The sequence below is a fragment of the Micromonospora jinlongensis genome (genome assembly GCF_013410645.1).
Classification (GTDB): domain Bacteria; phylum Actinomycetota; class Actinomycetes; order Mycobacteriales; family Micromonosporaceae; genus Micromonospora; species Micromonospora zamorensis.
Genome location: NZ_JACCHK010000001.1, coordinates 2,497,428 through 2,510,548, shown reverse-complemented (window position 1 = coordinate 2,510,548; position 13,121 = coordinate 2,497,428). Strand labels below are relative to the sequence as shown.

The following is a 13,121-nucleotide window of genomic DNA, read 5'->3' as shown; positions in this document are numbered from 1 at the left end:
CCGGGCGGCCGGTGGCACGGCGTGCCGGTCCTGATCTGATCCACAGCAACGACGGGGGAGTTGGTCCAATGGCGGGCCGCATGGTGGTCGGTTCCGCCGCACTGGCCGATCTGGTGCGCCCGGCGAGCGCGCCCGACCAGGTCGGCGGGCACCGGGTGCTGCCGGTGGTGCCCGAGCTGACCGGTCTGCTGCCCAACAGAGGCCTGCGTCGGGGCAGCACCATCGCGGTTGCCGCCGGCCAGCCCCGGCGCAGCGGTGGCACCTCACTGATGCTGGCTCTGCTCGCCGAGGCGTCCCGGGCCGGCTCGTGGTGCGCCGTGGTCGGTGTGCCGACGTTCGGTGCGGGCGCGGCCGCCGAGCTGGGCATCGCCCTGGACCGGCTGGCCCTGGTGCCGAATCCCGGCCCCGAGTGGGCCACCGTGGTCGCTGCGCTGATCGACGGGGTGGACGTCGTGGTCACCACCGTGCCGGCCGCGGTCTCCGCCTCGGTCGCCACCCGGTTGGCCGCCCGGGCGCGGCAGCGCGGCAGTGTGCTCGTCCCGTACGGCCGGTGGGACGGCGCGGACGTGACGTTGCAGGTGGTCCGTGGAGTCTGGGAAGGGCTCGGGCATGGCCGGGGGCGGTTGCGCCGCCGGGAGGTCACCGTCTCGGCGCGCGGGCGCGGGGCGGCTGCCCGACCAAAGGAGATCAAGGTCTGGCTGCCGGGTGACGAGCTGACCCGGGTGATCCCGCGTGTGATGCCGTCGACCGTGGGCCGTCCGGCCGCGCCGCTCGCCCTGGTCGGTCGGGAGTGACCGGCACGCCGGCACGGACCCTGCTGCTGTGGTGCCCGGACTGGCCGGTGCTCGCCGCCGAGATCGTCGACGGGGTGCCGGCCACCGGCCCGGTCGCCGTGCTGCACGCCAACCGGGTGGTCGCCTGCTCCGAGCGGGCCCGCGCCGAGGGGGTGCGCCGAGGGCTGCGCAAACGGGAGGCGCAGGGTCGCTGCCCGCAGCTCACCGTCGTGGATTACGACCCGGGTCGGGACGCCCGGGCATTCGAGCCGGTGGTCGCCGCGGTGGAGGAGTTGGTCGCCGGCGTCGAGGTGGTCCGTCCGGGCGCCTGCGCGGTGGCCGCCCGCGGGCCGAGTCGTTACCTCGGTGGTGAGGAGGCGGCCGCCGAGCGGATCATCGAGCACGTCGCCCAGTCGTGCCTGGTGGAGAGCCAGGTCGGCATCGCCGACGGGGTGTTCGCGGCCGGGTTGGCCGCTCGCTCCGGTCGGGTGGTGCCACCGGGTGGGACACCGGAGTTCCTGGCCGGGTTGCCGGTCGAGGCGCTCGGCCGCTCGGCGCTGGCCGACCTGTTGCGGCGGCTCGGTGTGCGCAGTCTCGGCGACTTCGCCGCGCTGCCGGCTGGCGACGTGCTGGCCCGGTTCGGGTTCGACGGTGCGCTGGCCCATCGGCTGGCCGCCGGGCGGGACCACCGCCCACTCGCCGTCCGGCAGCCGCCGGCCGACCTGACGGTGACCGCCGAGCAGGACGAGCCGATCGACCGGGTCGACGTGGCCGCGTTCGTGGCCCGGGCGTTGGCTGAGCAGCTGCATGAGCGGCTGGCTGGGCACGGGCTGGCCTGCACCCGGCTCGGCATCGAGGCGGTCACCGAGCACGGGCAGGAACTGCACCGGGTGTGGCGGCACGATGGCCTGCTCACCGCCGCGGCCATCGCCGACCGGGTGCGCTGGCAGCTCGACGGGTGGCTCTCCGGCAGCAGTGGCCGCACCGGCGCCCGGCCGGCCCGACCGACGGCCGGCATCATCCGGCTGCGGCTGATCCCGGACGGGGTGATCGCCCAGGCCGGTCTGCAGGCCGGCCTGTGGGGGGAGACCGGCGAGGAGCGGGAACGGGCGCACCGGGCGCTGAGCCGTGTGCAGGGCATCCTCGGCCCGGAAGCCGTGGTCACCGCGGTGCTCGGCGGTGGGCGCTCCCCGGCCGACCAGGTGCGACTGGTGCCGTGGGGCGACGAACGCCTCCCCACGCGTCCCGGTCCGGCACCGCTGTCCGGCGAGCCGATCGCGCGTCCGGGTCCGGGGCCGTTGCCCGGCGGGCCGATCGCGCGTCCCGGTCCGGGGCCGCTGTCCGGCGAGCCGATCGCACGTCCCGGTCCGGGGCCGTTGTCCGGTGGGCCGATCGCCAGTGGCGGCGGCCGGGCCGTCAGTGCCGGTCGGCCTGCCGACCACAGTGCCGGCGGGGTTCCACCGTGGCCCGGCCGGCTGCCGGCGCCCGCGCCGGCTGTGGTGCTGCCCAGCCCGCTCGCGGCGACCGTACACGACGCCGCTGGTGAGGCGGTGGTGATCAGCGCGCGGCTGGCGGTGAGCGCTCCGCCCGCCCGGCTGGTGGTCGGCACCGGCCGGCCGGCGGAGATCGTCGGCTGGGTCGGCCCGTGGCCGGTGGACGAGCGGTGGTGGGCTCCGGCCGAGGCTCGGCGGCGGGCACGGTTCCAGGTCTGCCTTGCCGACGGCACCGCCCTGCTGCTCGCCGTCGAGGCCGGGCAGTGGTTGGTGGAGGCGATCTATGACTGAGCGTCCAGCCGGGCTTGATCGACTCGGTATTCCGGAAGTCGGGGTGTCCCGCCGACCCGGACAGCCCGACTTCCCGGAGGTCGAGCCGATCAGGGCGAGGGTGCGGGAATGAGCTTCCACAATCCGAAGATGCCCTGGTCGGAGCTGGAGCGGGTGCTCTCCGGGCGGGCCGGCGGCGGCTCCGGGCGGGGCGGCGGCGGCTCCGGGCGGTCGGGCGGTTCCGGCGGCGGGCGGTCGCGCGACGAGCGGCACCTGCACGTGGTGGACCCGCTCGCCGTGGACGCCGACGGGGGAGACTCCCCGGCCTGGAGCCGCCACCGTGAGCGGTACCAGCCACCGGAGCTGACCCGCCCCGACGGGGTGGTGCCCTACGCGGAACTGCACGCGCACACCAACTTCAGCTTCCTCGACGGTGCCAGCCATCCGGAGGAGCTGGCCGAGGAGGCGGCCCGGCTGGGGCTCACCGCGCTCGCCGTCACCGACCACGACGGCTTCTACGGGGTGGTCCGCTTCGCCGAGGCGGCCCGCACGCTGGGCCTGCCGACCATCTTCGGCGCGGAGCTGTCCCTCGGGCTGCCCGGCCCGCAGAACGGCGAACCCGACCCGCACGGCGCGCACCTGCTGGTGCTCGCGCACGGCCATGAGGGGTACGCCCGGCTGGCCACCACCATCGCCCGCGCCCAACTGCGCGGCGGGGAGAAGGGCCGCCCGGTCTACGGAGAGTTGGAGGAGGTCGCCGCCGAGCTACGCGATCACGTGCTGGTGCTGACCGGTTGCCGCAAGGGGCACGTGCCGGGCGCGCTGCTCACCGAGGGGGTGGACGCGGCGGCCCGCGAGCTGGACCGGCTGACCGCGCTCTTCGGTGCGGAGACGGTGGCGGTGGAGCTGACCGACCACGGCCATCCTGTCGACGCCGACCGCAACGACGCGCTCGCCGACCTGGCTGCCGCGGCCGGGCTGCCGACGGTGGCCAGCAACAACGTGCACTACGCCAGCCCTGGCCGGCGTCGGCTGGCCACCACCGTCGCCGCCGTGCGGGCCCGACGCAGTCTGGACGAGATCGACGGCTGGTTGCCCGCGGCGGCCACCGCCCACCTGCGCAGCGGTGCGGAGATGGCGGCCCGGTTCGCCGCGTACCCGGGTGCGGTGGCGCGGGCCGCCGAGTTCGGCGCCGAGTTGGCCTTCGACCTCCAGCTCGTCGCGCCGCAGTTGCCGGCGTACCCGGTGCCACCGGGGCACACGGAGATGAGCTGGCTGCGGAAGCTGACCGCCGACGGGGCACGGGAGCGCTACGGGCCGCCGCAGGCGCACCCGACGGCGTACGCGCAACTCGACCACGAGTTGAACATGATCGAGGAGTTGGGCTTCCCCGGCTACTTCCTGGTGGTCTACGACATCGTCACGTTCTGCCGTGAGCAGGACATCTACTGCCAGGGTCGGGGCTCTGCGGCCAACTCGGCGGTCTGCTACGCGTTGCGGATCACCAATGTGGACGCGGTCCGGCACCGGCTGCTCTTCGAGCGGTTCCTCGCCCCGGAACGCGACGGCCCACCGGACATCGACGTGGACATCGAGTCCGACCGTCGGGAGGAGGTGATCCAGCACGTCTACACCCGCTACGGCCGGGAGCACGCCGCGCAGGTCGCCAACGTCATCTCCTACCGGCCCCGGTCGGCGGTGCGCGACGTGGCCAAGGCGTTCGGCTACTCGCCGGGGCAGCAGGACGCCTGGAGCAAGCAGATCGACCGGTGGGGCTCGGTCGCCACGGTCGACGTGGAGAACATCCCCGAGCAGGTGGTGGAGTACGCCAACGAGTTGCAGACGTTCCCACGGCACCTGGGCATCCACTCCGGCGGCATGGTGATCTGCGACCGGCCGGTGATCGAGGTCTGCCCGGTGGAGTGGGGGCGGATGCCCGGGCGCAGCGTCCTGCAGTGGGACAAGGACGACTGCGCGGCGGTCGGTCTGGTCAAGTTCGACCTGCTCGGCCTGGGCATGCTCTCCGCACTGCACTACGGCTACGACATGATCGGGTCCCGGCTCGACCTCGGTGACATGACACTGGACGACCCGGAGGTCTACGACATGCTCTGCCGGGCCGACTCGGTCGGGGTGTTCCAGGTGGAGAGTCGCGCCCAGATGGCCACCCTGCCCCGGCTCAAGCCCCGCGAGTTCTACGACCTGGTGGTCGAGGTGGCGCTGATCCGGCCCGGCCCGATCCAGGGCGGTTCGGTGCACCCGTTCATCCGGCGCAAGAACGGCCAGGAGCCGGTGACCTTCGCGCACCCGCTGATGCGCAACGCCCTGGAGAAGACCCTGGGTGTGCCGCTGTTCCAGGAGCAGTTGATGCAGCTCGCCATCGACCTGGCCGGCTTCGACGCGGCCGAGGCCGACCAGCTGCGCCGGGCGATGGGCGCCAAACGGTCGGTCGAGCGGATGACCCGTATCGCCGATCGGCTCTACGCCGGGATGGCCGAGCGGGGCATCACCGGTGAGTTGGCCGACGACGTCTACCGCAAGCTCACCGCGTTCGCCAGCTACGGCTTCCCGGAGAGCCACGCGATGAGCTTCGCCTACCTGGTCTACGCCAGCTCCTGGCTCAAGCGTTACCACCCGGCACCGTTCCTGGCCGCGCTGCTCAACGCCCAGCCGATGGGCTTCTACTCCCCACAGACCCTGGTCGACGACGCCCGCCGGCACGGGGTGGAGGTCCGTCGCCCGGACATCAACGCCAGCGGGTCGAAGGCGGTGCTGGAGTCCACCCCGGACACCCGGTGGGGCAGCGGGCCGGGGGAGCCGCCGCACGCCTGGGGGTTGGGCGGCCCGGCGGTCCGGCTCGGCCTGTCCAGCGTACGGACTCTCGGCGCCGACGTGGCCGAGCGGATCGAGGCCGAACGGGCCGCCGGTGGGCCGTACCGGGACATGCCTGACCTGGCCCGGCGGGTCGGTCTCACCGCCGCGCAGCTGGAGGCGTTGGCCACCGCGGACGCCTTCGCCTGTTTCGGGCTGACCCGGCGGCAGGCGCTGTGGGCCGCCGGCGCGGCCGCCCAGGACCGGCCGGGCCGGCTACCCGGCACGGTGACCGGCGCGGCGGCGCCCACGCTGCCCGGGATGGAGGCGGTGGACCGGCTGGTCGCCGACGTGTGGGCCACCGGGTTGTCGCCGGAGAGCCATCCCGCCCGGTTCATCCGGGGTCAGCTCGACGTGCTCGGCGCGGTGCCGATCGCCCGGCTCGGCCGGGTGGAGCCCGGCCAACGGATCCGGGTCGGTGGCATCGTCACCCACCGGCAACGCCCGGCGACCGCGGGCGGGGTCACCTTCCTCAATCTGGAGGACGAGACCGGGATGCTCAACGTCACCTGTTCGCCGGGGCTGTGGCAGCGCTACCGGCGGGTGGCCCGCACCAGCGCCGCGCTGGTGGTCCGGGGGCGGTTGCAGCGGCACGAGGGGGTGACCAACCTGGTCGCCGACCGACTGGACGCCATCGAGCCGCCGGTCAGCCCCGCCTCCCGTGACTTCCGCTGAGAGAGTGATCCACATTACGGTTTCCTGGGTCGTTGGGCGGGAGACTCGTCCCGAGCGGGCAGAGCCGCCCGTGATCCGTGAGGGGGAATGACAGTGACGGGCAATCACGCGTACACCGGTGGAATCGCCAACGCTCGGCGGACCCGGCTGGGTGCCGGTTGGGTGCCGTCGCACCTCGCCGACCCCCGGGAGTACGAGGTGACCAACGGCCCGGTTGCCAACGAGCGCCGGTCCCAGGCGGAGGACGAGGCCGAGGGCACCGAGTCCTGACCGACCCTGGCACCGCACACCCGATCGGGCGTGTGGCGGGTACGCCCGCCACACGTCCGCAGCGAGGATGGACCGGGTGACTAGGCTCGACCGGGTGGAGCAGACCCGAGGCCGGTTCGCCGGGCCGCCGCTGACCCCCCGTACCGCCGTGATCTGGTCGGTGCTCCGCGCCGAGCTGGACCGGCGCGGCGACGCCGAGCTGACCGTGCTGGACGTGGGCGGCGGCACCGGCGGTTTCGCCGTTCCCCTGGCCCGCGCCGGGCACCGCGTCACCGTGGTCGACGCCAGCCCCGACGCGCTCGCCGCACTCACCCGCCGGGCCGCCGAAGCCGGCGTGGCCGACCGGATCGCCGCCGTGCAGGGCGACGGCGACGCCCTCGCCGGGCTGGTCGAGCCGGCCGGCGTCGACCTGGTCCTCTGCCACTCCGTGCTGGAGGTGGTCGACGACCCGACGCCCGTGGTGACCGCGTTGGCCACCGCGCTGCGTCCCGGCGGCGCGGCCAGTGTGCTCGTGGCCGGGCGGGCCGCCGCCGTGCTGGGCCGCGCGATGAACGGCCACCTCGACGTCGCGACCGCGCTGGCCGCCGACCCGGCCGGCACCGCCGGACCACGGGACACGCTGCGCCGACGCTACGACGCCCCGGGCGCCGCCGCGCTGCTCGGCGCCGCCGGTCTCGTGGTCGAGGAGATCCACGGGGTACGCGTGCTCGCCGACCTGCTGCCGGCCGCGGTCGCCGACGGGCAGTCCGCCGCCCTGGTCGAGTTGGAACGCGCGCTGGCCGCCCAACCGCCGTACCGGGACCTGGCCGCCCAACTGCACCTCTTCGCCCGCCGGCCGGCATGAGCGACTCGCCACCTGTGGCGCCGCTGGCGGTCCTCGGGCCGCACCACGGCGGCGGCCGTCTCGCCGACGTGCTGCCCAGCGCGCTCGCCGTGCTGGGCGTTCCCGGCTCGGCCGACCCGCTCGGGCTCGTCCCCGCGTTGGCCGGGGTACGCCGGATCGCCGTGCTGCTGGTCGACGGGCTCGGCTGGTACCAGCTGCCGACCGCCGCCCCGTACGCGCCGACCCTCGCCGGGCTCGCCGCGACAGTGGCCCGGCCGATCATCGCCGGTTTCCCGTCCACCACCCCGACCAGCCTGGTGACGCTGGGCACCGGCGTCGCGCCCGGCGCGCACGGGGTGCTCGGCTTCACCGTGCGGGTGCCCGGCACCGACCGGGTGCTCACCCACACCGACTGGGCCGCGGACCCGTCGCCGCTGCACTGGCAGCCGGTGCCCACCCAGTTGGAACGGGCCCGCGCCGCCGGTGTGACGGTGACCGTGGTGAGCCGGCCGGAGTTCGGCGGCAGTGGGCTGACCGTCGCCGCCAACCGGGGCGGCGACTTCCGGGGCGCCGCCGGTGGGGACGCGGTGGCCGCCGCCATGCTGGCCGCACTGGCCGCCGGCCCGGGGCCGTCCCTGGTCTCCGGCTACCACGCCGACCTGGACCGGCACGGCCACGTCAGCGGCGTCGACTCAGCGCCCTGGCGGGTCGCCGCCACCGAGGTGGACGCCCTGATCGCCCGGTTGGTCGACGGGCTGCCGTCGGACGCGGCACTGCTGGTGACCGCCGATCACGGCCAGCTCGACATTCCCGCCGACCACCGCTTCGACCTGGACACCGACCCACGACTGCGCGTCGGGGTGCGGGTGGTGGCCGGTGAGGCCCGGGTGCGCTACCTGCACGTCGAGGCGGGCGCGGTCGACGACGTGCTGGCCGCCTGGTCCGAGGTGCTGGGCGCTGCGGCGCGGGTACGCACCCGCGACGAGGTGGTGGCCACCGGCTGGTTCGGTCCGGTGCCCGAGGAACACCTGGGGCGGATCGGCGACGTGGTGGTGACCTGCAACGACACGTACGCGGTCATGGCCAGCCGCACCGAGCGGCCGATGGCGTCGAAGCTGGTGGCGTACCACGGGTCGGACACCGCAGCCGAGCTGACCGTGCCTCTGCTGGTCGTCCGCGGCTGACCGGCGTCCGGTCCGGCCCGCCGGCTGCTGGTGGTGTCGTATCCCCGGGTTAACCTGCCGGGATGGGCCGCAGTCAGTCGTTGCCCCGGGGCGACGACGATCCGCGCTTCGGGCCGGACGCCGACGACTCCGGCAGCCCGATCCTGCACGTCGACATGGACGCGTTCTTCGCCGCCGTCGAGGTGCGCCGCCGACCCGAGCTGCGCGGCCGGCCGGTGGTCGTCGGCGGCGTCGGGCCACGCGGGGTGGTCAGCTCGGCCAGCTACGAGGCCCGCCGGTACGGCGTACGCAGCGCGATGCCGACCAGTCAGGCCCGAGCCCGCTGCCCGCACGCGGTCTATCTGCCACCTGACTTCACCGCCTACACCGAGGCCTCCCGGGCGGTCATGCAGATCTTCCGCGACGTCACCCCGCTGGTCGAGCCGCTGTCCCTCGACGAGGCGTTCCTCGACGTGACCGGCGCCCGCCGGCTCTTCGGCTCCCCGGCCACCATCGCCCGGCTGATCCGCCGTCGGGTCGCCGACGAGCAGGCGCTGACCTGCTCGGTCGGGGTGGCGCCGAGCAAGTTCGTGGCCAAGCTGGGTTCCACCCGGGCCAAACCGGACGGGCTGCTGGTGGTGCCCCCGGGGCAGGTGCTCGACTTCCTGCACCCGTTGCCGGTGGACGCGCTGTGGGGGGTGGGGGAGCGCGCCGCCGAGTCGCTGCGCCGGCTCGGCCTGACCACCGTCGGCGACCTCGCCGAGGCGCCGGTGGGCATGATCCGCCGGGCGGTCGGCGCCGCCTCGGCGGCACACCTGCACGAGTTGGCCTGGGGACGGGACCCGCGCGGGGTCAGCCCGGAGCACGTCGACAAGTCGATCGGCGCCGAGGTCACCTTCGACGTCGACGTGGCCGACCCACTGGAGATCCGCCGCGCGCTGCTCGCGCTCAGCGCGAAGGTCGGCATCCGGCTGCGAGGCTCCGGGCAGGTCGGGCGCACCGTCGCCCTCAAGGTCCGGCTGGCCGACTTCCGCACCGTGAGCCGCTCTCGCACCCTCGACGTGCCCACCGACACCGCCCGCGAGATGTTCGACACGGTCTGGGCGCTCTACACCGTTTTGGACCCGGGCGAGCGGATCCGACTGGTCGGCGTCCGGGTCGAAGGGCTCACCTCCGCGCAGGGCGCTCCCAGGCAGCTCACCCTCGGCGCGCCCGAGCATGGTTGGCGCGAAGCGGAAGCTGCCGCGGACGCCGCTGCTGCCCGTTTCGGGCGGTCCGTCATAGGTCCGGCCAGTCTGATGGGCGACCGTGACAGCCGTCGAAACGAAAATCCACCCCACCCGTAGGTCGTCCCGCTTTCCGACGCGCGAGCCCCCTCGTAGACTTGCGGGTAAGCAGCCGGATGGCTGCCACGGTCTGTCGGCCCGAATGGGCACGACCAACGTGACCGGGGAGGAGTGCCGTGCCGCTCTCGGAGCACGAGCAGCGGCTGTTCGAGCAGATCGAGCAGTCGCTTGCCGAGGACCCCAAATTCGCCTCGGCCGTGCGCGCCAGCGATCCGCGCTTCCATGCGCGGCGTCGCCTGCTCGTCGCCGCCGGCGTCATCATCGCTGGCTTGGCTCTACTGGTCTATGGCGCGGTGATCAAGACTCCACCGCTGGCGGTGGCGGGCTTCGTCGTCATGCTGGCGTCGGCCGCGTTCGCGTACCAGTCGCACCGGCGGGCACAGTCACCTGACCTGCACGTGGTGGGCGGCACGACGAGTCGTCGTCGCCCCCGCGGTGGCCGATCCGGTCGCAAGTCGTCACTCCTGGACCGCATGGAGGACAGGTGGCGGCAGCGCCCGGAGGGACACCGGTAGGCCGGTTCCGCCCCTGAGGCGGGACGTACGCCGCTGAGGCGGCCGTACGTCGCGACGAGTGGGTCGCCGGGCATTCCCGCCGGCGACCTCAGTGGCACCCGCGCGCCCTTCTCCCCGCTGCTTCTTGTCGGCGGTCTCCCTCCCCGCGGTCTCCCTTCCTCCTGTCTTCCCCTGCGGCCCCCTTTCCGCATGATCGTGCTCGATCCTGGATGTAGGGGCATCGGGCGCGAGGGGAGGGGACTACTTCCTGGATCGAGCGCGATCTTGGGAGGGGCCCGGGTATCCGTCGCCGCGCCGCCGCGAATCGACGGGCGACGGGGGACTGACGCGGGGGGCGGGCGACGGGGTGACCCGCGCCGGGGCGCTGGGCGGTGGCGCCTGATGCAGCGTGGGGCGGCGATCCACCGACCGCCGCCCCACACCTGGACCTGCGTTGTTCAGCGGGCCGCCCGGTCGGCCAACAGCCGTCGTGGGTTCCAGCGCAGCAGCCGGTACCGGGTCCGCCCGGTCAGCGCCGCCATTCGCCCGGACGTGTCCGCCATCGCCGTTCTCCACCGCAGCAGCACCGACGGCGGCAACACGGCGGCGAGGATGCGGGTCCGTCGGTCCGCCCGTGTGGCGAGCGCCCCGCGAACCGTGCGCAGCGCCGGCAGCAACCGCTCACCGGTCAGCGGATCCCGCGCGTAGCGGGCCCGTTCCTCCGCCTTGCCGAGCAGCCGCGCCGACTCCACAGCCGCGGTGTCGTCGCTGAGGGTGTCCCGGATGAGCCGGTCCGCGGTCGCCCTCGGCGTCTCGGTGAGGTCGACCGGAACCCGGAAGTCCACCAGGGTGTCGAGCAGCTCCGCCCAGGCGGCGTGCGCGTCCGCGCGGGCGCGGTTGGCGTCGGCGACGACAGTCACCAGGCGGGTCCCCGGCTCGGTGCCGTCGGCGACGGTGGTGGCGGCCACCGTGGCGCTCGCCGCCCGGCCACCGCGTCGACGCCGCAGCGCGAGCCGGCGCAGAGCAGGCACCGCCAGGAGCAGCAGCAGGGCCAGCACGCCGGCCGCCCACCAGGGCCAGACCGGCGGCTGTTCGTCGGGCGTCGTTCCGCCGAGGGCAAGCCCCTCGTCGGTGTCCCGGTCGGCGTTGTCCGGGCCGGCCGGCCCAGCTGAGGCCTCGGGGCCCGTCGGGGCGTCCGTGACACCCGTGCCCGGGGTGGTCGGCTCCGGCGCGTCGGTGTCCGGTGCCCAGGCCGACCGGGTGGAGCCGGGCACCCCGGACGCCGGGGTGGCGTCGAACGGCACCCAACCGAGGCCGTCGAAGAAGACCTCGGTCCAGGCGTGCAGGTTGAGGTTGGTCAGCGTGAAGGTGTCACCGTCGCGCTTGCTGCCGTTGGTGAAGCCGAACGCCACGCGGGCCGGGATCCCGGCCGCGCGGACCAGCCAGGCCATCCCGGCGGCGTACTGCTGGCAGTAGCCGACCTTGTTGGTCAGGAAGTTGACGATGTCCTGCCCGCTGCTGCCGCTCTCGGTGCTCAACCGGTAGCTGAACCCGTTGTCCGCCGAGAAGTGCTGGTAGATGGCCAGCACCCGGTCGTAGTCGGTGCGCTTGCCCTGGACCAGCCCCTTGACCAGCTCGTCCACCTCCGGCACCCGCTCGGGGGTGGCGGTCAGCTGCCGGCGTACCGGGTGGTCGGCCGGGAGCGGCTGCGCGGCCCGCAGCGCCGCCGGGGTGTACGTCGAGCGGACGTAGTCGAAGGAGTACTTGCGGCCCCGGGAGTTTTCCCGGTTGGAGAAGACGACCTGCTGGTTGGGGTCGTAGAGCCAGTTGCCGTTGAGGTCCTCGGTGCGTACCGGCTCGGCGTACACCGGCATCAGCGACATGCTCAGGCTCTTGGTGACCTCGACGGTCGCCCGGTAGGTGGTCTGCTGCACGCCCCGACCGGCCCGTTCGGCCGGGTCCGGCAGGTCCCGGTTGGCTGGCCGGCCGCTCGGGCTACGCGCCTGGAAACCACCCGGGCGCAGCTCGTCGGCGACCGCGTAGCGCAGGTAGAACGGGCTCTGTTCGGACGTGGTGACCTTGACCAGATCGGCCACCTGGGACTGGTTGAGCTGGCCGGCGAGCGAGGCGAACAGGTCGATCCGACCCGATGTGCCACCCGAGCCGGGGCCGTTGCCGGTGCCGTTGCCCGACCCCCGGCTCAGGGAGTCGAGCAGCCCGCCGGTCATGCCGGGCACCGCCAGCGGCAGCATCACCGCCAGGGCCACCCCGACCGCCGCGAGCCGGCGGCCGGCGGACGCCAGCGGCGAGGCCTCCCACACGTCGACGTCACGGCCGTCACCGGTGAACCGGCGCCCGAAGCGGCGTACGCGGTCCACGTTGTCGGTGACCAGCAGCCAGAGGTAACCGGCGGCGCCCACGACGAACGGCACCGCGGGGACGCTGTCCACGTAGACGGCGACCGGCACCGAGTAGATGGCGAGCATCGGCAGCCCCGCCAGCGCGGGCCGGCGCAGCCCGACGGCCAGTACGTCGACCAGGACGGCGACCCCACCGACGCCGAGCACGGTGATGAACAGCAGCGGGTCGGTGTCGGGGACCTCGACGCCGTACGAGCGCATGTCCTGCATGGAACCGGCGAGCAGATCGTTGAAGTGCGCGAGCGTGCCCGGCGTGGGCAGGACGGCGAGCAGCTCCGCGCCGCTGGGGAACAACCAGGTCAGGGCAAGGAGCAGGCCGGCCAGCATGCCCAGCACCTGACCCCACAGGGGGGCCCGGGCGAGCCGGGTCAAGGCGGCCACCCCGGCCACCACGGCGACCGCGATGACGGACTGGATGAGCCACGTCCAGCTCTGGAAGATGGCCGACAGCGGCGCGGCGGCCAGCACGGTGGCCGTGGCCGCCACCAGGCCGATGTTCCGACTGGCGATCATGAGGGGAACC

General features: G+C 74.2%; 8 protein-coding genes and 1 pseudogene. 8 read left to right on the top strand and 1 reads right to left on the bottom strand.

Going from position 1 to position 13,121, the window contains the following annotated elements; translation table 11 throughout:
* Positions 1 to 68: 68 nt before the first annotated feature.
* The 8 genes and pseudogenes from HNR22_RS10640 to HNR22_RS10605 all read left to right on the top strand — a co-directional run bounded on the left by HNR22_RS10640 (position 69) and on the right by HNR22_RS10605 (position 10,199).
* A complete protein-coding gene (locus HNR22_RS10640) occupies positions 69 to 794 on the top strand; it encodes a hypothetical protein (RefSeq protein ID WP_088949399.1) in 726 nt (241 codons plus the stop codon).
* Positions 791 to 2,557 (top strand): annotated as a pseudogene (locus HNR22_RS10635) (Y-family DNA polymerase). The gene HNR22_RS10640 and the pseudogene HNR22_RS10635 overlap by 4 nt, the downstream one beginning before the upstream one ends.
* 108 nt (positions 2,558 to 2,665) lie before the next feature.
* Positions 2,666 to 6,082 (top strand): error-prone DNA polymerase, encoded by a 3,417-nt coding sequence (locus HNR22_RS10630; RefSeq protein ID WP_179780222.1) that lies wholly within the window; start codon positions 2,666 to 2,668, stop codon positions 6,080 to 6,082.
* A gap of 93 nt (positions 6,083 to 6,175) precedes the next feature.
* Entirely contained in the window at positions 6,176 to 6,352 is a 177-nt protein-coding gene (locus tag HNR22_RS10625) for a hypothetical protein (RefSeq protein ID WP_172862076.1), read from the top strand.
* Between the two features lie 76 nt (positions 6,353 to 6,428).
* Positions 6,429 to 7,196 carry a methyltransferase domain-containing protein gene (locus HNR22_RS10620; protein ID WP_343059770.1) on the top strand — a complete coding sequence of 256 codons (768 nt, stop codon included), beginning with the start codon at positions 6,429 to 6,431 and terminating at the stop codon, positions 7,194 to 7,196.
* On the top strand, positions 7,193 to 8,359 hold the full coding sequence (locus HNR22_RS10615; protein WP_179780220.1) for an alkaline phosphatase family protein: 1,167 nt from the start codon (positions 7,193 to 7,195) through the stop codon (positions 8,357 to 8,359). The genes HNR22_RS10620 and HNR22_RS10615 overlap by 4 nt, the downstream gene beginning before the upstream one ends.
* A 62-nt stretch (positions 8,360 to 8,421) precedes the next feature.
* Positions 8,422 to 9,684 (top strand): DNA polymerase IV, encoded by a 1,263-nt coding sequence (locus HNR22_RS10610; RefSeq protein WP_179780219.1) that lies wholly within the window; start codon positions 8,422 to 8,424, stop codon positions 9,682 to 9,684.
* 116 nt (positions 9,685 to 9,800) lie between these two features.
* Positions 9,801 to 10,199 (top strand): DUF3040 domain-containing protein, encoded by a 399-nt coding sequence (locus tag HNR22_RS10605; protein ID WP_088949394.1) that lies wholly within the window; start codon positions 9,801 to 9,803, stop codon positions 10,197 to 10,199.
* A gap of 437 nt (positions 10,200 to 10,636) precedes the next feature.
* Here the strand turns inward: HNR22_RS10605 and HNR22_RS10600 are convergent, their stop codons facing one another.
* Entirely contained in the window at positions 10,637 to 13,111 is a 2,475-nt protein-coding gene (locus HNR22_RS10600; RefSeq protein WP_179780218.1) for a transglutaminase TgpA family protein, read from the bottom strand.
* Between the last annotated feature and the right edge of the window lie 10 nt (positions 13,112 to 13,121).

Bases quoted from the DNA above. Each gene is read 5' to 3' on its own strand.
- HNR22_RS10640 (WP_088949399.1), top strand. From the start codon at position 69: ATGGCGGGCCGCATGGTGGTCGGTTCCGCCGCACTGGCCGATCTGGTG.
- HNR22_RS10630 (WP_179780222.1), top strand. From the start codon at position 2,666: ATGAGCTTCCACAATCCGAAGATGCCCTGGTCGGAGCTGGAGCGGGTG.
- HNR22_RS10615 (WP_179780220.1), top strand. From the start codon at position 7,193: ATGAGCGACTCGCCACCTGTGGCGCCGCTGGCGGTCCTCGGGCCGCAC.
- HNR22_RS10610 (WP_179780219.1), top strand. From the start codon at position 8,422: ATGGGCCGCAGTCAGTCGTTGCCCCGGGGCGACGACGATCCGCGCTTC.
- HNR22_RS10600 (WP_179780218.1), bottom strand. From the start codon at position 13,111: ATGATCGCCAGTCGGAACATCGGCCTGGTGGCGGCCACGGCCACCGTG.